The following is an 18,975-nucleotide window of genomic DNA, read 5'->3' as shown; positions in this document are numbered from 1 at the left end:
GATGAAGACGAACGCAGACGAGCGCAAAACGGCCACCATGCTCGATGATCTGATCACCCCGACGCTGCTTCTCGACCGGGAAAGGTTGGAACGTAATGTCCGGCGCTTGGCCGCCCGCGCAGAAGACCTCGGCGTGGTGTTGCGGCCGCATATGAAGACAGCGAAAAGCGTCGATGTCGGCCGGCATGTTTTCCCCGACGGACCCGGCCCGATCACGGTTTCAACCATCGCCGAGGCGGAATATTTCGCTGACCACGGCTATCGTGACATCACCTATGCTGTCGGTATGTCGCCGGCTTCGGCTCTGCGTGCCATGGAGATTTGCCGACGCACGGGCGTCGATCTAAAGCTGTTGCTCGACACGGTCGAGCAGGCGGATGCCCTGGCTGATGTGCGCGAGGCCACCGGCGTTACGCCTTCTGCCTTTATTGAGTTGGATTGCGATGATCATCGTGGAGGCCTGAAGCCGGACGATCCCAAGTTGCTTGAGGTGGCGGACAGGATCGTTGCCGCAGGCGCTAATCTGGTCGGGATCCTCGCTCATGCTGGCGAGTCCTATAGTTTAAGTTCGCCTGATGCGTTGGTGAAAGCAGCCGAGAACGAGCGTCAGGCCGCCGTGGCTGCCGCCGAGACCCTACGCGCCCGCGGTCATGCTTGCCCCATCGTGAGCATCGGATCGACCCCGACAGCGCATTTCGCGAAGAGTCTGGAAGGTATCACGGAACTTCGCGCTGGCGTTTACATGTTCTTCGACCTCGTCCAGCACGGGGTCGGCGTCTGCACGGTCGATGATATCGCGATCACTACCCTGGCCACGGTGGTTGGTGTGAAACCGGAAAAGGGATGGGTGTTGATCGATGCGGGCTGGATGGCGCTTTCCCGCGATCGCGGAACCGCAAGTCAGAAGGTCGACCAGGGTTACGGCCTGGTTTGCGACGAAAAGGGGCGTGTGCTTGAAGACGTAATCGTATCCCAGGCCAGCCAGGAGCATGGCATCCTCTCGATGCGCTGCGGTTCCGGCAAGAGTATGCCTGATCTTCCGGTCGGCACGCGGGTCCGGATCCTACCCAATCACGCCTGCGCAATGGCCGGCCAACATGATTTCTATAGCGTCGTCGATGGCGAGAGACCCAGGATTGAGGCTCGCTGGGAGAGGATTCGTGGTTGGTGAAGAAATGAAACTTGCCTCTTATTGGCTGGACACGTCCGAGCCGTTCAATCAAAGCGCTTCCACCCCTCTCGAAGGCCGCTATGACGTGGCCGTGATAGGCGGCGGTCTGACCGGATCTTCCGCTGCGCTGGCCCTTGCAAAGAAAGGCGCCCGTGTCGCGCTGCTCGAAGCCACAACGATCGGCAATGCGGCATCCGGGCGCAATGGCGGCATGTGCAACAACGGCTTTGCGCAGAATTATGCTGTCATGACCGACAGGTTCGGTCAGGAAAAAGCGAATGCTATATACAAAGCCTTTGACGCCGGCGTCGATATGGTTGAGCGATTGGTGCAGGAGGAAGGGATCGACTGCAGCTTCGCGCGCGTCGGCAAGCTTAAGCTTGCTGCCAAACCCGAGCACTACGACATGCTGGCGCGCAGCCAGGAACTTTTGGCGGCGAACGTCGATCCCGAAACACGATTGATCGACCGGGCCGATCTGCACAGCGAAGTAGGGACGGACCGATATTACGGCGGGCTGCTCTTTCCAAAGAGCGCCAACATGCATGTTGGCCGTTATGTCCGGGGGCTGGCAACCGCGGCCGCACGGCGTGGTGCCGATGTATATGAATATGCCCCCGCCATGGCTCTGCGAGAGGTTGACCGTGGCCATGCGGTTGAGACACCCAAGGGCAGGATCCACGCGCGTCAGGTCTTGCTGGCGAGCGGTATCTCTCAGGTCGGTCCACTTGGATGGATCCGGCGTCGCATCGTGCCGATCGGTGCCTTCCTGATTGTGACGGAGCCGTTGTCACCCGCGCAGGTCGCCCGCCTCATGCCAACAGGCCGCAACGTCGTCGATACACGCAACCTCGTCGTCTATTGGCGGTTGACGCCGGACAATCGCTTGCTGTTCGGGGGACGTGCCAGGTTTGCAGGAAGCAATCCTCAATCAGATGAGAAGAGCGGTCGGATCCTGAAAGCGGCTATGGCGGATGTATTCCCGGAGCTCGCCAACACACGGGTTGATTACTGCTGGGGTGGATTGGTGGATATGACCCGTGACCGTCTTCCCAGAGCCGGAGAACGAAACGGCATATATTACTCAATGGGCTATAGCGGGCATGGCACCCAAATGGCGACACTGATGGGCGGTGTCATGGCGGATGTCATGGACGGCCGCCCGTATCTGAACCCTTGGAAGGATTTCGATTGGCCCGCGATCCCGGGCTATTTCGGCCGACCCTGGTTCCTGCCGGTCCTCGGCGCCTACTATCGAATGAAGGATTTGGTGACATGACCGCTCCTCTCGAACACCTGATCCGGAACGGCCATCTGAACAGGTTCTTCATCGACGGCGAATGGCGAGAGCCGAAGGGTACGACCCACGGCACTGTGGTCAATCCGGCGACGGAGGAGGAGGTTTGCCGTTTTCCGCTTGGAAACGGTGAGGACGTAGACGCGGCTGTCTCCGCAGCACGTAGGGCCTTCCCCGGCTGGAGCCGCACCTCGCCGGACAATCGCGCAGAGCTGCTTGAACGCCTTGCGGCGCTGATCGATGCTCGCAGTGAGCGTTTTGCCCAGTGCCTGACCCTCGAAATGGGCGCGGCCTTAGAATATGCACGAAGCACGCAGGTGCCATTGGCGATTGCCCATGTGAACGCTGCCCGGGATGTCGTCGCGGCGTTTTCGTTTGTCAGGCAACATGGTCATACCGCAATCACCCACGAAGCGATTGGCGTTTGTGCGTTGATTACGCCGTGGAATTGGCCGCTCTACCAGATCACCGCAAAGGTGGCGCCGGCGCTTGCCGCAGGTTGCACGATGGTGTTGAAGCCAAGTGAACTATCGCCCTTGAGCGCCTTGTTGTTTGCCGAGGCGATCGAAGACGCCGGCTTTCCGGCCGGTGTCTTTAACCTGGTAAATGGTGACGGAACAGGTGTGGGTAGTGGTCTTGCCTCCCATCGTGACGTCGACATGATTTCCATTACCGGCTCCACCCGCGCGGGCATTGCCGTGGCCCAGGCAGCGGCGCCGACGGTGAAACGCGTCGCACAGGAACTGGGCGGTAAGTCGCCGAACGTGATCCTACCAGATGCCGATTTAGACCGTGCCGTCTCCCTGGGGGTCGCTGCTGCCTTCCGCAATCTCGGCCAGTCCTGCAGCGCACCGACGCGCATGATTGTGCCACACGCGCTTCTTTCCGGTGTCGAGGAGTTCGCAAAACGAGCTGCCGCGGAGGTCGTTGTCGGCGATCCTTTGTCGGAGACAAGCACCCATGGCGCCATTGCCAACGGAGCGCAATTCGACCGCGTTCAGACCATGATCGGCGTTGGTATTTCCGAAGGCGCCAAACTCGTCACTGGTGGTCCGGGACGGCCTGAGGGTATGAGCACCGGCTTCTACGTCAAACCGACGATTTTTTCGGAAGTCCGCTCAGATATGCGTATTGCCCAGGAGGAAATTTTCGGCCCGGTCCTCTGCATCATCCCTTACGAGACTGTGGAGGAGGCCATCACTATCGCCAACGACACCGTCTATGGCCTTGGTGCGCATGTGCAAGGCAACGACATGGAAATTGTCAAAGACGTGGCGTCACAAATCCGCGCAGGCCAAGTGCATCTCAATTATCCCGCTTGGGATCCCCACGCGCCGTTCGGCGGTTTCAAGCAGTCAGGTAACGGTCGCGAATACGGCCTCAAGGGTATGTTGGAGTACCTCGAGGTCAAATCCATCCTCGGCTTTGCCTGACACTTCCGTTCACAGGAGATCAGTATCATGCCCGCCCCATTGAGTTTCATCGCTTCCACACCAACATTGCCGGACGAGGCCGATGCCGTTGTAATCGGCGGCGGCGTCATCGGTGCCTTCACGGCCTACTATCTGGCCAAGCGCGGGCTAAAGGTTGCGTTGCTGGAAAAGGGCGTTGTCGGTGGCGAACAATCGAGCCGAAACTGGGGTTGGTGTCGACAGCAGAACCGCGACGCCCGCGAACTGCCGCTTGCGACGAAGGCTCTCGACCTTTGGGAACAGTTCGGAAACGAGAGTGGTGAGGATACCGGCTTTCGCCGATGCGGTCTCTTTTACGTCAGCAATAATGAGGAGGAACTCGATACCTGGGCGCGCTGGGGCGAGTTCGCGCGCTCAGTTGGCGTCAAGACGCAGATGCTGACCGGTGAAGAAGCCACGCAACGAGGCAGCTTCACTGGCCAAGGCTGGAAGGGCGGGGTTCTGTCGCAGATGGATGGAATCGCCAATCCGGGGCTGGCAGTCCCCGCGGTGGCCAAGGCGCTGATGGCGCTTGGCGGGACTGTTCATCAGGCTTGCGCGGCACGAGGCATTGAGACGACAGGGGGCGCGGTGAGCGCTGTCGTAACGGAGAGGGGCACCATACGCACGCCGATGGTTGTACAGGCGGGGGGCGCCTGGGCGTCGTCTTTCTGTAGGCAGCTTGGCATCCGCTTCCCGCAGGCGTCAGTCCGCCAGACCATACTTGCGGTCGGAACCGGTCCACTAAAACTGCCGGATGCCTTCTACAGCAAATCCATTTCTATCACGCACCGCGGCAGCGGTTGTCACACATTGGCGATCAGCGGCCGCGCCAAGGTTGATCCGACAGCGCAGTTCCTGAGATTTCAGTTTCAATTCCTGCCGATGTTCATGCGGCGGTGGCGCAATCTGTCGCCGGGTGGGTTGCAGGGCCTGCGATCCGGACACGAGGGGCTGTCACGATGGCGGCTAGACCGGCCAACGCCGATGGAGGAGATGCGCATTCTTGATCCGACCCCGGACTCGAAGACCGTGAGGCTTACTTTGAAACGCGCCGCCGCGCTTATCCCGGCGCTGAAATCACTGCCGACCGTCGCCAGTTGGGCCGGTTTTGTCGACAGCACGCCCGACGGTGTGCCGGTGATCGGGGAAGTTCCAAAAATGTCAGGACTTATCCTGGCCGCGGGATTTAGCGGGCACGGCTTTGGCATTGGTCCTGGCGCGGCTCATTTGGTCGCCGATATCGCCACGGGGCAAGAACCCATCGTCGATCCACAGCCCTACCGGCTTTCACGCTTTACGCGGGGTGAACGGATCGAGGTTTCTGAATTCTAATGTTGTCTTTGCTGCTAGCGATGGTCGTGGAGGAATGAAAGTCCCGACTCGTCGCTTGGGTGAGCAAAGGCGCTCAGGCTAGCGGACCCATACGGATATCGAGGCGCCAATGCCGTCAATTTTGTCCTAAACGATGGGGCCTTTGTGCTCCACGTGGCTGCAGATCGACGCGGCGCGCGACAAAATTTGACGGCTTTACCCGGGACGGTTGGTTTGCGCGGCATCCGCATCTTGCGTTGGATGCCAAGGGCCGATTGTTCGGCTGTCGGCGTCTCGGTCACGGATATCTGCATTATCTCCGTTCCCCTGCCGGTCTATATCATAAGCCGCAAATCCGTTGTTACGCGGTTACCTCAAGCATGTTCCATGAGTGCGAACGGGGAAGACTCTTCACATAACAGTCGGAGAAACTAGTCATTACCCGAACTTGGGACGTGAAGAAAAAGGAGATCACCCTCTGGCTCAACATGGTATGTTTTAGCGTTCGGGCATCCTTTCGGTGCGTTTGTTGTGTTCCCGGTAACCAAGTCGAACTCAGCAAAGTGAACGGGGCAAACAATTCTTTCTTCTTCAATGAAGCCTTCCGACAAGGAAGCATCCGCGTGTGGGCATCGGTCCTCAATTGCGTAATAGTTTTCACCCTGCCTAACGAGCGCCAGCGTACCGACAGAGTCGATGGCAACACGTCTGATCTCGCCGTCTTCCAGCATATCGCGCCCTCCCAAGACGAGCCGTGTGATCCTCCTGTTTTCGGTGGCGTACGTTTCTGTGGTGCCGGCAACACCTGACGTGCCGGCTACCGGTTCGGCGGTCGGTGTTGTTTCGACCTGTTGTGACTCTGATTTAAGTGAATACTGCCGAACTTCCTTGGGCCGATTGATGCCCACTATGAAATCCTCGAACCGCCAGAGAGGCTTCGCATCGCCGTCGACCGATTTCAGAATGGCGTGCGGGTCGGGCAGGCCCGCAATCTGGATTCTCAAATCATATTGATCTGACCAAAAGCTGGGCGCTGCGACAGGTGCCTGCTCCAAGCCCATGATAGCCCGCGCGGCCCGGCCTGCCTGTTCGTTGGCGTTTTGCCAACTCTCCAAGCGAAGACCTTGCGGATGGCGTGCATCGCGTTGTCTAGAGACATCGCCGATGGCAAAGATCTTCGGATCCGACGTCGCGCCGTTGCGATCGGTAAGGATACCATTGTCACAGTCGAGGCCAGCGAGCCGCGCCAAATGATCGTTAGCATAAATGCCGATACACGACACGAGGAGATCGGCGCGCTTTGAGTTGCCGTCGATTGTCGCTTCCACTCCATCGGGACATTCGACGAAGTTTGGCTCGCTCCCCAAATGGAAATTGACACCGTGCTCCACGTGAACCGCAGCAATGAAGTCACCGACGTCCTCCGGCAAGACTCTTGAGCAGGGATAGGTTTCACGATCAAAAACATCGACGTCAATGCCCGACCCGCGAGCCATCGCTGCAATTTCAAGACCCAGCCAGCCAGCACCTAAAACGAAAATGCGCTTGGCGGTTTGAAGCGAAAAACCTAGGTTGCGTGCGTCGTCTATCGTGCGGATCGCATGGATATGACTATAACCGCGGCTCAGGCCAGGCAAATGGCGCGGGTTTCCTCCGGTTGAAATTATGAGACGATCATAGGGATGCTTTGCACCGCTTGCGGTTTCGACCGAACCTGAACTGCGGTCAATTGAAACCACTGTCTCACAGAGGCCAACTTTGATATCAAGCGCCTCGGCCTGATCTCCAGATAAAATGGTGTCCAACTTGGATTGCGCTGCAGTGCCACTGCGTGGCTTCGTCAATGGCGGCCGCTCATATGGCATATGTCGCTCGTCACCAAAAATCGTGATTGGGCCTGTATGTCCCAACTCCCGAAGGCTGCGCGCCGCCATGGCGCCCGCTTGTCCCGCCCCGACAATGATGATTTTTGCCTTGGCCGTGTCCACACTCTGGCGGGCGAGGCGGTCGCTGATATGAATCTCGCCAGGCTCCACAACCTCGCAATAAATACCGAAATCCTGGTCAAAGCTGCTCATCAACGTTCGAAGAACGTCGCGATCTTCCGGTAGGCCGATCTGCTTCAACGTCGTAAAGCCGCATCGTCCGCAAGGCCGAGTGCCTCTTAGAGTGACATCGCCAATTCGAAACTCTTTGCCCAGTAACTGGTATTCAGGAGGTTCGCCGGCAATTTCCTCTAGCCCAAAATCAGCAAGAATGTTGGGCCGAAAGCGCCGCTCATCGATGACGCTATCCGGAAGCAACCGTTTCAATGCATTTAGCGCCTGTGTACTTAACAAATGAATAGGGCTATGCGCGTATCTCGGAGATGCCGGGGAATTGCCTAGATCGGCGCCATATTTGACCGCTGATACCTCACGGCCAAAAATCTCCTTGGTCGCCGTTTTCGCCGCGGGGTCGGCGGGTTTGTGCCATGACGTTTCATCCGTTGATATCATCAGTACATCATCGATGAGTTTTGCCGAAATCGTCGCAACGCCGTTCCAGTGCCGTTGCTTGGCGGGGAAAACGATTTCGCCGGTCGCGTCATCAAACAGACCGAACATACGATCGCCAACCGGACCCGAAGAAGCAATTTGCAATGTTTCTAGACGCTCGCCGCCAGCGGAGCTCAATGGATAGCGCCAAAGCGCTTTTACTGTTGCGATTGCCTCAGTGGTCATTTCTTTTCCGATCGTTCTGAAATGCAAGCGTGCGCACTAGCTTTGGTGCGAGCAATTTGCGGAGATGATTGGTGTTCGTCGTCAGGATATATGGGCCAGTTGGTTGTGCGATCGTACACAATTATTGGCTCAACTCGGATGATGTTACGCGGCTTGCCGCTGATGGTTCAAGCGGTGGTGTTTGATGGTGCGTTCCTTAACGCGCTTTTTTTACATGAAGGAAGTGGTGCGCCCGAATTGGGCTTCGGTCGCTGTTTGTAGCCGATCTCGATTTTGATCCTGGCCACCCACGGTCCAGCCCTTCAGTAGCATCGCGGTCTGCCGGGAGTCCTTTCAGGCCCGCTTGCTAGGGGCGGGCTACAGGCAGGCATAGAGGTCAACCGGATGGATACGAAAGCAGAGGCACATCGCCGGATCCGAATAGAGCAAGCGATCATGCGCGGCGAATGCGGATGTCACTTTTTTCGGCATACCCCTCAGAACAATGGCGCGCTCATGCCGAATTCATGGCGAAAGACGCGGTGCCCATTTTTAAGATGTCGTGCTCCTCGGTCACCCGTATCTACTCGCGGTTCAAGCGCCGAATCCCCGCACCCTTGTCCGCACCGTCGAAAGACGGTGCGAATGGCGGTAACCATACATAGAGTGAATACTGGCGAGCACCCTGTCGGGCAGAAACTCCGCTACCGAAGAGCCCCGCTTGGTGAGGTGTGAGACTGCCTCCCCCGCTTTAATCGAAGGTCCGCGAAGCGAAATCATCTGTGAAAATGGCATTGCCCCTATCGGTCTCCGCGCACCAATTTTGCCGAAGAAGGCGTCTACGAATCTTGGGGCTACTCGCCCCAAAAGTCGTTTCACACAAAAGTAAGTAACTTCGGATGCAGCGTTCACCAATCAAATGCCGCCGGATGAGCAGCGTCCTCTATGATTTGTAGAACGGTTTGGTGCGCCCGACAGGATTCGAACCTGTGGCCCCCAGATTAGGAGTTGTGGGGTTTTTGAATAATTTCAATGGCGTATTGCAAAGTTCCGCCTTTGTTTGCCGTTTTCTAACCCATTGAAACTCAACAAAGCAGGAAACCAATTGTAAAACCGGTTAGAGAAAAATCACGAAAATATACCGGATACGCTGATGTCATTTGCGCGCTGTTTACAACCGTCTACACAAGGCATTTTTTTCCGCAATCGCCCGGCCGCCTGCCCAAACTTGATGCGGATCTCAGTCGAGCAACAAAATTTACACCATGCTCACTGACCTTTTAGCTCAGGCAACGTTGTTGATTGAGGACCAAGTCAGCCCAAACTTAGCTAGATACTTGCGCAGACGATCTGCATCGTTGGTCGATTTTCGCTGTTCGCGCGATACATTGAAAAGGCCGCGCCCGGCTTCGGAAATGCTTCTGCTGCGTTGGCAGGCTCTTATGACGAATTCGAGTTGTACAAGGTCGAATGGATCAATGGCAGAAAGTTGTTCGGGTCCGAGTAATTCTTCCAACTGATCATCATATCGGTTCTCCCCCGACCAGAGTCGTTTAAGGCGACTCACTTCAGACTCCACCACATCGCGATCGATTCTACCACCGGGACAGAGCGTCGCCATGCGTGTGACACTGGCCGCCAGGTCGCGGAAATTGCCCTGCCATGACGCCGATGGGCTTTCGGCAAAGGAGACATAACGCTCGCGCGCCTCTTTGTTGAAGGTGACCCGTGCGCCTTCCCGCTCTGCGAAGCGTTCAAGTTCGTAGTCAAGATTTGGCTCTATATCTTCCCGTCGATCTGCCAGACCCGGCAGCGTAAATGTCCAGAGGTTCAGTCGAGCAAAGAGATCTTCCCGGAAGTTCCCGGCAGCGACTTCTTCCATCAGATTGCGATTTGTGCCGGCGATAAGCTGGAAAGAACTTTTCACTTCATTGTCCGAACCAACCGGCAGGAATCGCCCTTCTTCGACAGCGCGCAAAATCATCGCCTGCTCATCGAGGCCGAGTTCGCCAATCTCGTCCAAGAATAGGAGACCCTTGTCGGCGCTTTTGAGGAGGCCCGGACGATCCTGCACTGCGCCTGTGAATGCCCCTTTCTTGTGACCGAACAGCGCTGACATAGCGCTATCGCCCTTTAACGTGGCGCAATTCACTTCCACATATGGCCCGCTAACTTGGTGACGCAGTCTCTTGAGATCGTAAACCTTGCGTGCGAGTTGGCTTTTTCCAGCCCCTGTGGGACCCATTAACAGGATTGGCGACCGGCTTCGTACGGCGACCTGCTCAATCTCGTCGATCATATGGTTGAAGGCGGCATTGCGTGTTTCGATTCCGCTCTTCAGAACACTCGTACTTTCCGCTTTTGCTTCCGCGAAGCGAGTGGCAATGGAGTCGTAGCGCGAAAGATCGAGGTCGATGACGTTCCACGTCCCGATCGGCTGCGGCGCTCCCTTCTGCGGCTGAGTCTGCAGGAGCTTGCCGGGTAGATAACGGGCTTCGGTTAGCAGGAAGAGGCAGATCTGCCCAACATGCGTTCCTGTCGTGATATGAACGAGGTAATCATGGCTGTCGGGATCAAACGGAAAGCCACGCGCAAAGTCGAGTAGCTTCCCGTAGACCTCTTCGAAATCCCAGGCGTCCTCAAAATCCATCACCTGTAGCAATATTTCAGTTTCGGGAGAAACTTCCCGAATGTCCTGCGCCACAAAGTTGGCGAGACGTTTGTGGAAGCTCCCATGGATCAGAACGAAGCGATCGACCCGCAGATCTTCCTGCATGCAAATGCTCACCGTCGGCCGCCACTTGTTCCAGCGGGTCGGTCCAAATTTGGCCGCGTCGAGAGTCGAGCCGAGAAAGCCGATGACAGTATTTGATTTCATAAGGAACGATATAATTTTATAAGAGTGTATACAACAGGATATAAAAATCCCAAATCGTCAACGAGCAAATTGAGACGGGAAAAGAAATAAATAACGAAAATTCAATAACTTAACAGATTTTTTCTCATGCTTTTCGGATCTGGCACGTCGCCTGCTATCTATGGCGTGTCGGGTAGGTGAACACCCGGCGGAAACGGGAATATGGGCGGCCGGAATGGGCCGGCCGCCCGAAATCCGGAAAGATGGAGTAGGACGATGGCCAACAAGACTTTGTTTTCCTCGGCTATGGCAAAAATCCTGCCGCGCACCGACAAAGTGAATCGGGCAGGCGGCAGCGCCTATGCCTACGGCCCCGAAGCGAAATTGGCGCAGCTCGCCGCGACCGGCACGCTGTCCGACGGTTTCTATTCGGATGCCCAGGTGCAACTCGCCGAAGCACTGAAGGCCGCCTATGCGGTGGATGCGGAATGGGTGGCGAAATGCGCGATCTATGCTCGGCAATCTGGTGCGATGAAGGACATGCCTGCTTTGCTTACGGCATTGTTGACCTCGTCCGACCCGGATCTCTCGGTTCAGGTGTTCAAGCGGGTGATCGATAACGGCCGCATGCTGCGCAACTTCGTGCAGATCATGCGTTCGGGTCAGGCCGGGCGGGCATCGCTCGGGTCCCGTCCGAAGCGGTTGGTGCGGGAATGGCTGGAACAGGCCTCGATCCACCAGCTGATGCGGGCGGCGACGGGCTCGGCGCCGAGCTTGGCGGATATCGTGAAGATGGTCCACCCGGCCCCGTCCAATGTCGAGCGGCGTGCTCTGTATGGTTGGTTGATCGGCAAGCCGTACGATGTCGAAGCGTTGCCGAAAGAGATCGCTGCATACGAGGTGTGGAAGGCGGACCGTTCGCGGCCCCTGCCCGACGTGCCCCTCGAGTGGCTGACCGCTTTCGAATTGACCGCGAAGCAATGGGGTGTGCTGGCTGGCCGTATGGGTTGGCAGGCATTGAGGATGAACCTTAACACGCTTGCGCGCCAAGGCGCCTTTCGCGTCGACGGCGTGACCGAAATGGTCGCGGCCCGGCTGGCGGATAGCCAGGCGATGGCGAAGGTTCGTCCTGCGCCCTATCAGTTGATGACCGCGTTGGCCCAAGTGGGGGACGGGGTCCCGCTGGAGGTCCAGGCTTCGCTCGAAAAGGCAATGGAACAGTCGCTCATGAATGTTCCGATGCTGGAAGGCAACGTCGTGGTTTGCCCGGACGTGTCGGGCTCTATGGGCTCGCCGGCGACCGGATATCGAAAAGGAGCGACCTCGGTCGTGCGCTGCATCGATATCGCCGCATTGGTGGCAGCCGCGATGTTGCGGAGCAATCCGCGGACGCGTGTGCTGCCGTTCGAAACGTGTGTGATCGATCTGGCTCTCGATCCCAATGCTCGCGTTGCGGTTAACGCCGCAAAGCTGGCGTCGGTTGGGGGAGGCGGGACAAATGTCTCGGCTCCGTTGGCCAAGCTGAACCGTGAAAAAGCGAAGGTCGGTACGGTGATCATCGTTTCGGACAATCAGTCCTGGTTCGATACCGAGCGGCCCTGGTCGTGCGGAGACGCAACGGCGACGATGACGGAGTGGAACAAGCTTAAGGCCCGCAACCGGGGCGCAAAGATGGTCTGCATCGACATCCAGCCATACGGTTCAACGCAAGCCAAGGATCGCGATGACATCATGAATGTCGGTGGTTTCACCGATGCCGTGTTCGACGCAATGGCTCGCTTCGCTTCCGGCGGATCGCGTGATTGGGTCAAAATTGTAAACGAAGTGGAGATCTGAATAAGAAGGTCACGGCGAATGCCGGGAAGGACTACACTGCCAATGTGGATGTCGCAGGTTCGAATCCTGCCTGTCGGGAAACCGGCGGTAGCTCAGCCTGGTAGAGCACCAGCCCGAAAGGGCAAGTCTTTCTCAACCCTCGTCGCCGTGACCTTCATAGCTTGAAGACAAAAACAGACCGTGGCGAATGCCGGTGGAACTACATCCTCAAACCTGAGGTCCGATGCGTAAAGCGCCCGTTACGTCTTCCCGAATGGGAGTACGGAAGGGGAGATGCGGGTTCGAATCCCGCCGTAGGAGCGTAGCTTAAGGACCGATGTTTCACCATTTCTCGTCGCCAGAGTTCAGAAGTTAAAGTCACGGCGAATGCCGGGTAAGGACTACATCCTTCCACGATGCAGGTCGCGGGTTCGAATCCCGCCGGGTCCATAAAATGGGGGCCCGTAGCTCAGCGGATAGAGCGGCGCCCTTTGGGGCAATGTCTTTCCCAAACCTCGTCGCCGTGACCGTTTTTCAAAGCTGGCGGATGCCGGCGGGACTACATGGATAGAGCACCTGCGCGAGCAGGAGGTCGGCGGTTCAAGTCCGCCCCCGGGGAACCGGAGTAGCTCAGGAAAGCCGTCTCGCCACCAACTCGCCGCCGGTGCTTGCGCAAATGCAGATAGGCAATTGCGCGCAAGTGCGATGGAAGCTGGCGAATGCCGGCGGGACTACATGGTAAGGCCCTATGGCCGAGGTGTTTCGAAGCCACCGCCAGATTTCTATCTGGACTGTCTCGCCAAACCTCGTCGCTAGTACTTATGATGGTAAATTAAGGAGGTCAAAATGACCGAAACGACTTATGAATACCAGGACGTGGGAGGCGGGTCTCCGATCAAGATGTGGACCCGCGGTGTTCCGGTAGACGAAAAGGCCCGGGAGCAGCTCGCCAAGGCAGCGCGGATGCCGTTCATCTTCAAGCATGTCGCGGCGATGCCCGACGTGCATGTTGGAATCGGTGCTACTGTGGGTTCGGTGATTCCGACCAAAGGCGCCGTCATCCCGGCGGCCGTAGGTGTCGATATTGGGTGCGGCATGATGGCGGCGCGGACCTCGCTTGTTGCGAGCGACCTTCCCGACAATCTTGCTGCGATCCGGATGGCGATCGAGGCGGCGGTGCCGCACGGTCGGTCGACCGGGCGTGGGCGGGACAAGGGTGCGTGGGGCGATCCCCCGCAGTCGGTGATCGATGCCTGGTCTTTGCTGAAAATACGTTTCGATGCGCTTTGCGAGAAATACCCGTGTTTGAAGAATACCAACCAATTGGTACATCTAGGGACGCTCGGGACTGGGAACCATTTCATCGAGCTGTGCCTGGATCAGGACCAGCGCGTGTGGGTGATGCTCCATTCGGGTAGCCGGGGAATCGGCAACGCGATCGGGCGGTTCTTCATCGAACTGGCAAAGAAGGACATGCGGACATGGCATATCAATCTGCCGGACGAGGACCTCGCCTATTTCCCGGAAGGGACCGATCATTTCGATGACTATGTCGAAGCGGTTGAATGGGCGCAGGACTTCGCCAAGTTGAACCGGCGGGTAATGATGACACATGTGCTGGATGCTTTGCGCAGTGAAATCGCAAAGCCGTTTGAGGCTGAATGCGAGGCGGTTAACTGCCACCACAACTATGTGACGCGGGAAAGCCATTTCGGCGAAAACGTGCTCGTCACCCGTAAAGGGGCGGTACGTGCCGCTAAGGGTACGATGGGCATTATCCCCGGATCGATGGGGGCGAAGAGCTTCATCGTGCGCGGACTTGGCAATGCCGAGAGCTTCGATAGCTGCTCGCATGGAGCTGGCCGCGTTATGAGCCGGACACAAGCGAAGAAGCTTGTGACGCTCGACGAGCATATCGCCGACACCATCGGCATCGAATGCCGTAAGGATGAAGGCGTGATCGATGAAACGCCCAAGGCCTACAAGCCGATCGAGGCGGTGATGGCCGCACAGGCCGATCTTGTCGAGATCGTACATACCTTGAAGCAGGTAGTGTGCGTGAAGGGGTGATCCCCTTCACGTTCACCGCCTTCACCCAGTCGGGAGCATCCCATGCAGGAGAAAGTCGTCATACCGGCAGCGGTTCGTGCCGAGATCGAAACCCGGCTTGCCAATCTGGCGAGTGAGGAAGGCGCACGCTTGTTAATGGCTGTCGAGTCCGGTTCGCGAGCCTGGGGGTTCCCGTCACCCGACAGCGACTACGATGTGCGGTTCCTCTACGTCAGGCCTCGTAACGCCTATTTGTCTTTGATGCCGCCACGGGACGTAATCGAGCGTCCTATTGTCGATGAAATCGACTTGAACGGTTGGGACATTCGCAAAGCGCTTGCACTGCTGCTTAAACACAACGCCGTGTTGTCCGAATGGATGGACAGCCCTGTTCGGTACGTTGTGGACGACCCCGTGATCGGAAAGTTGTCCGACCTGGCGACTCGGCACTTCAATCCGCGCGGGTATGCGAAGCATTACGCAAACCTGGGGAGGGGTGCGGTCAGTCGGTGGTTCAACGACGACGGGACCGTTTCGGCAAAGCGTTACTTCTACGCATTGCGGCCCGCGCTTTCGGTGCGGGCTTTGCGGCTGGATCCTGGACGCCGTCCGCCGATGAACATACTGCCTTTGATGGAGGCGGCGCAGGTCGAGCAGGCCGTGGTGGATCAGATTCACGAGTTGATCGCCCGCAAGGCCCAGACCCGTGAAGCTGGAAACACAATCCAACTTCCCAGCGTGGAGCGTTTGATCGAGGACGAACTGCAACGGGTAAGCGAAGTGCCGGAGCGCCCGAGAGACGATCAATTCATGGACGAAGCCGAAGCGCTCTTCCTGCAACTGGTAAATGAAGAATGATTACTATTGACGGTTCAGAAGGAGAAGGAGGCGGTCAGGTGTTGCGCTATGCGGCAGCCCTGTCATTGCTGACCGGCGAACCTTTCACAATTGAGAACATCAGGGGTGGGCGCGCCAAGCCGGGGTTGATGCGGCAGCACGTCACCGCGCTTGAGGCAGCATGTACTATCGGTGATGCGAAATGCTCTGGCTTGGCCGTTGGATCAAGCTCGCTCTCATTCCAACCTGGTCGAGTGAAGCCGGGCAACTACAATTTCGCAATTGGCACGGCGGGTAGCACGAGTCTTGTATTGCAGACTGTGTTGATGCCGCTGTTGTTGGCAAACGGTCCTTCGCACCTTGTGATTGAGGGGGGAACGCATGCCATGGCCGCGCCGCCCTTCGAATTCATGCAGAAGGCCCTATTGCCGATCCTCAGTCGAATGGGTCCGAAGGTCTCCATCCAATTGGAAAGGCACGGATTCTTTCCACGTGGCGGCGGCCGCATTGTTGTTGAGATAGAACCGTCCGCACTGCGCTCGATCGAGTGCCTCGAGAGAGGGGCTTTCATGCAAGGGCGGGTAGAAGCCGTGCTTGCGGGTATTCCGCGAGATATTGCCGAACGTGAGTTGACTGCGGCACGCAAGGTCCTGTCGGAATGGCCGGATGATGCCTTTACTATTCGTCAGTTGCCTGGCGAACATGGACCGGGCAACGCTCTATTGGTCGAAGCAGAGTTCGAGAACATCACAGAAGTCGTATCCAGCTTCGGGAAGCTCGGTGTGCCTGCTGAAAAACTTGCGAAGTCTGCAGCAAGAAGCATGGCCGGTTATCTGGCATTGGAAGCTTTTGCCGGACCTTATCTTCAGGACCAGTTGCTGTTGCCCTTTGCACTGGCGAAAGGCGGTGCGTTTACGACAGTCAGACAAAGCGAGCATACAAGGACTGCGGCAAAACTCATTGAGCGATTCACGGGTATCAAGTTCCGATTCTCTGATCAGGGAAAAAGAACAAAGTTGGTCGAGATCGTTGGCTAACGTCGCTTTAGGGCCGGGAGTTGATTGAAGGAAAGTTGCAGAGCACAGGATGGTGCAAAACCCGATTGTAAAACCGCCTGCTCCACTCTCTCTAACCCATTGAAATAATTGGTGCGCCCGACAGGATTCGAACCTGTGGCCCCCAGATTAGGAATCTGGTGCTCTATCCTACTGAGCTACGGGCGCGTCGCCACAAACGGCGAACCCGGCCAGCAGGAACGGTTGTCCGACCATCCGGGCGAGGGGTGAAATAGCAGACCTTTCGCCTGTGGCAAAGTCTCGATTGTGCACCCCCTCGGCACCCCGGCCTAGGCCAAGCTGCCATATAGGATGGAACAAATGACAACCGCGGCGATGATGCCGGCCAGGTCGGCGCTGAGCGCGGTAACCAGCGCATGGCGGATGCGGCGGATCTGCACCGCGCCGAAATAGACCGCGAGCACATAAAAGGTCGTTTCCGTCGAGCCCTGGAAGGTGCTCACCAGATAGCCCGTATAGCTGTCCGGCCCGATCGCTTGGTCATTGATGATCGAGGCGAGTATGCCATAGGCGCCGGAGCCGGAAAGCGGCCGTAGCAGCGCCATCGGCAGGGCTTCGGCCGGTAGCCCCAGCGGCCCGGTCACGGCGGAAAGTGGCACGATCAACAATTCCATCGCCCCACTGTTCCGGAACATGCCGACCGCGACCAGAATCGCCACCAGATAGGGGATGATGCGCAGGGCTACGTTGAACCCGTCCTTCGCCCCTTCCACGAAGCTTTCATAGACCGGCACTTTCTTGGCGACGCCAAAGGCGAGCAGCGCCATCATCAGGCCTGGAATGATCCAGGGCGCGATTTCCTTCCCGTAAATGACGGTCAGCGGCACCAAGGCGAACAGGCAGAGCAACGCGATGATGGAGGCGGCGGCCGGATAGGCTTGATCCGCTTTCGACAGGTCCCGCGCGTCTTCGGGCACGGTCTCGCCCTCTCCCTCCGGCGCGGATGTCGTGGCTGTGCCGGACGATGGGATGGGGGAGGAAGAAGCCCAATAGCGCTGCAACAGTTTCGCCATCACGATGGCGACGGTGGTGGAACAGATCGTGGCGACCAGTGTGGTCGGTACGATCCCGGCCGGATCGTTCGACCCCGCCGCGGCACGCAGCGCAATCACGCCGGTCGGCAACAAGGTGACACTGGACGTGTTGATCGCCAGGAACAACGCCATCGCATTGGTCGCCGTGCCCTTTTCCGGGTTCAGCTTGTCCAATTCCTGCATCGCGCGGATGCCGAAAGGCGTTGCGGCGTTGCCGAGTCCCATGACATTGGCCGAGATGTTCAGGATCATCGCCCCCATCGCCGGATGGTCGGCGGGGACTTCGGGAAACAGGCGCTTCATCAGTGGGCGCAGTAGCTTGGCGATGATGACCAGCAAACCGCCGTGCTCGGCGACTTTCATCAGGCCCAGGAACAAGGCCATCACACCGACCAGACCGATCGCCAGCGTGACCGAGGCTTCCGCCGTGTCGATCATGCCGATGCCCAGTGCGTCCATCGGGCTGACATCTTCCGGCGTTTCGGCGACCCAAGTGACTTGGCGGAAGGCCGCGACCGAAAAGGCGATCAGGACGATGGCGAAGAAAATGGCGTTCATGGCGCAGCCCGATCCTATGGCGGAGTAAGGGGATCAGTTTGCCGCGATTCGGGCGCAGTTACGCAACCGGCCTGGGCCGGTTCACATGCGATTCGTGCTTGGAAATGCCGTTCAGGTCAGTCGTTGAACAGACTGGTCATCGGCAGTGAGTAGTGCAGCGTCACCACTTCGGTGCCCGGATTGTTGTCATCCAGGCTGGCATTCGACAGGTGATACAGCGTCAGGCCCAAGCGGCTGCGGTCGTCGAACCGGTAGGCGACCTCAAGCCCCGACCGGAATTCGATGACATGGCCCAGATCCTTGCCGTCGCCGTCGTGATACAGCCCCGGGGCGAATTGCGGGGTGATCACCCAGCGCCGGCCCAAATAGATATCCGCGCGAATGCCCGCATAGACATAGGCCGCGGCGTCGGTCGTCGCCATCACGCCGACCATGGGGGTGAAGATCCACCAATCCAGATCGGTTATGTATTCCAGATGGAATTCGCCAGCATCCTGGTCGTCATTGATGTCGTAATATCCGCCACCGAACCGAATAAAGGCTGGGTCACCGCCTGCCTGGGCGGTGGAAGCAAGCCCGGTTCCGAGAATCAGAACGGACAAAAAGACGGCTGCTAAACGCTTGATCATCAAGCGACCTCCCCCTGGCGAGCAATATTGGCAATCAAGTTGGCGCATGATAGCGAAAGACCGTTGAGGGACAAGCCCTTGGCGCAATTTGGTTAGGCAATGTGGCCCGAATGCGACGGTTGCGGAAGCTTGGCGGTTTTTCGTCGTTATCCTGCACGTTTCCAGCGCGTTTCCTGCACGAATCT

At 57.8% G+C, this 18,975-nt stretch carries 12 protein-coding genes and 1 tRNA gene; 8 read left to right on the top strand and 5 right to left on the bottom strand.

The genetic code is table 11. The features are described 5' to 3' along the window. Position 1 precedes the first annotated feature (1 nt). Genes EOI86_RS20680 through EOI86_RS20665 form a run of 4 tightly spaced genes read left to right on the top strand, consistent with a single transcriptional unit; the run spans position 2 to position 5,254 of the window. On the top strand, positions 2 to 1,171 hold the full coding sequence (locus tag EOI86_RS20680) for an alanine racemase (RefSeq protein WP_127767552.1): 1,170 nt from the start codon (positions 2 to 4) through the stop codon (positions 1,169 to 1,171). Beyond that, on the top strand, positions 1,161 to 2,450 hold the full coding sequence (locus tag EOI86_RS20675) for an NAD(P)/FAD-dependent oxidoreductase (RefSeq protein WP_240035753.1): 1,290 nt from the start codon (positions 1,161 to 1,163) through the stop codon (positions 2,448 to 2,450). Before EOI86_RS20680 ends, EOI86_RS20675 begins: the two co-directional genes overlap by 11 nt. Further along, on the top strand, positions 2,447 to 3,901 hold the full coding sequence (locus tag EOI86_RS20670; protein WP_127767551.1) for an aldehyde dehydrogenase family protein: 1,455 nt from the start codon (positions 2,447 to 2,449) through the stop codon (positions 3,899 to 3,901). The genes EOI86_RS20675 and EOI86_RS20670 overlap by 4 nt, the downstream gene beginning before the upstream one ends. A gap of 27 nt (positions 3,902 to 3,928) precedes the next feature. Further along, positions 3,929 to 5,254, top strand: a complete 1,326-nt coding sequence (locus EOI86_RS20665) for an NAD(P)/FAD-dependent oxidoreductase (protein ID WP_127767550.1) — start codon at positions 3,929 to 3,931, stop codon at positions 5,252 to 5,254. 410 nt (positions 5,255 to 5,664) lie between these two features. Here EOI86_RS20665 and EOI86_RS20660 read toward each other — a convergent pair whose 3' ends face one another. Further along, the gene (locus tag EOI86_RS20660) at positions 5,665 to 7,956 is read right to left on the bottom strand and encodes an FAD-dependent oxidoreductase (RefSeq protein WP_127767549.1); all 2,292 of its coding nucleotides are present in this window, start codon (positions 7,954 to 7,956) and stop codon (positions 5,665 to 5,667) included. 1,264 nt (positions 7,957 to 9,220) lie between these two features. Continuing rightward, positions 9,221 to 10,813: an RNA repair transcriptional activator RtcR gene (gene rtcR, locus EOI86_RS20655; protein ID WP_127767548.1), complete on the bottom strand. Its 1,593-nt coding sequence runs from the start codon at positions 10,811 to 10,813 to the stop codon at positions 9,221 to 9,223. 255 nt (positions 10,814 to 11,068) lie between these two features. Between rtcR and EOI86_RS20650 the strand changes: the two genes are divergently transcribed. The 4 genes from EOI86_RS20650 to rtcA all read left to right on the top strand — a co-directional run bounded on the left by EOI86_RS20650 (position 11,069) and on the right by rtcA (position 16,530). Beyond that, on the top strand, positions 11,069 to 12,628 hold the full coding sequence (locus tag EOI86_RS20650; protein ID WP_127767547.1) for a vWA domain-containing protein: 1,560 nt from the start codon (positions 11,069 to 11,071) through the stop codon (positions 12,626 to 12,628). Between the two features lie 825 nt (positions 12,629 to 13,453). Beyond that, positions 13,454 to 14,677, top strand: a complete 1,224-nt coding sequence (locus tag EOI86_RS20640; protein ID WP_127767546.1) for an RtcB family protein — start codon at positions 13,454 to 13,456, stop codon at positions 14,675 to 14,677. 42 nt (positions 14,678 to 14,719) lie between these two features. Further along, complete coding sequence (locus tag EOI86_RS20635) at positions 14,720 to 15,514, top strand: nucleotidyltransferase domain-containing protein (protein ID WP_127767545.1); 795 nt, start codon at positions 14,720 to 14,722, stop codon at positions 15,512 to 15,514. Further along, positions 15,511 to 16,530 carry an RNA 3'-terminal phosphate cyclase gene (rtcA, locus tag EOI86_RS20630; RefSeq protein WP_127767544.1) on the top strand — a complete coding sequence of 340 codons (1,020 nt, stop codon included), beginning with the start codon at positions 15,511 to 15,513 and terminating at the stop codon, positions 16,528 to 16,530. The genes EOI86_RS20635 and rtcA overlap by 4 nt, the downstream gene beginning before the upstream one ends. A 109-nt stretch (positions 16,531 to 16,639) precedes the next feature. Here rtcA and EOI86_RS20625 read toward each other — a convergent pair. From EOI86_RS20625 to EOI86_RS20615, 3 genes are all read right to left on the bottom strand, one after another. Next, positions 16,640 to 16,716 (bottom strand) — tRNA-Arg (locus EOI86_RS20625). Between the two features lie 122 nt (positions 16,717 to 16,838). Beyond that, the gene (locus EOI86_RS20620) at positions 16,839 to 18,161 is read right to left on the bottom strand and encodes a nucleoside recognition domain-containing protein (RefSeq protein WP_127767543.1); all 1,323 of its coding nucleotides are present in this window, start codon (positions 18,159 to 18,161) and stop codon (positions 16,839 to 16,841) included. Between the two features lie 116 nt (positions 18,162 to 18,277). Beyond that, on the bottom strand, positions 18,278 to 18,790 hold the full coding sequence (locus EOI86_RS20615; protein WP_127767542.1) for an acyloxyacyl hydrolase: 513 nt from the start codon (positions 18,788 to 18,790) through the stop codon (positions 18,278 to 18,280). Positions 18,791 to 18,975 lie beyond the last annotated feature (185 nt).

This window comes from Hwanghaeella grinnelliae, from assembly GCF_004005845.1.
Taxonomy (GTDB): domain Bacteria; phylum Pseudomonadota; class Alphaproteobacteria; order UBA8366; family Aestuariispiraceae; genus Hwanghaeella; species Hwanghaeella grinnelliae.
The sequence above is the reverse complement of the archived record's forward strand: the minus strand, read 5'-3'. Positions and strand labels throughout refer to the sequence as shown.

Coding starts and splice junctions, on each gene's coding strand:
- rtcA (WP_127767544.1), top strand. CDS start 15,511: ATGATTACTATTGACGGTTCAGAAGGAGAAGGAGGCGGTCAGGTGTTG.
- EOI86_RS20660 (WP_127767549.1), bottom strand. CDS start 7,956: ATGACCACTGAGGCAATCGCAACAGTAAAAGCGCTTTGGCGCTATCCA.
- EOI86_RS20615 (WP_127767542.1), bottom strand. CDS start 18,790: ATGATCAAGCGTTTAGCAGCCGTCTTTTTGTCCGTTCTGATTCTCGGA.
- EOI86_RS20650 (WP_127767547.1), top strand. CDS start 11,069: ATGGCCAACAAGACTTTGTTTTCCTCGGCTATGGCAAAAATCCTGCCG.
- EOI86_RS20665 (WP_127767550.1), top strand. CDS start 3,929: ATGCCCGCCCCATTGAGTTTCATCGCTTCCACACCAACATTGCCGGAC.
- EOI86_RS20620 (WP_127767543.1), bottom strand. CDS start 18,161: ATGAACGCCATTTTCTTCGCCATCGTCCTGATCGCCTTTTCGGTCGCG.
- EOI86_RS20640 (WP_127767546.1), top strand. CDS start 13,454: ATGACCGAAACGACTTATGAATACCAGGACGTGGGAGGCGGGTCTCCG.
- rtcR (WP_127767548.1), bottom strand. CDS start 10,813: ATGAAATCAAATACTGTCATCGGCTTTCTCGGCTCGACTCTCGACGCG.
- EOI86_RS20680 (WP_127767552.1), top strand. CDS start 2: ATGAAGACGAACGCAGACGAGCGCAAAACGGCCACCATGCTCGATGAT.
- EOI86_RS20635 (WP_127767545.1), top strand. CDS start 14,720: ATGCAGGAGAAAGTCGTCATACCGGCAGCGGTTCGTGCCGAGATCGAA.
- EOI86_RS20670 (WP_127767551.1), top strand. CDS start 2,447: ATGACCGCTCCTCTCGAACACCTGATCCGGAACGGCCATCTGAACAGG.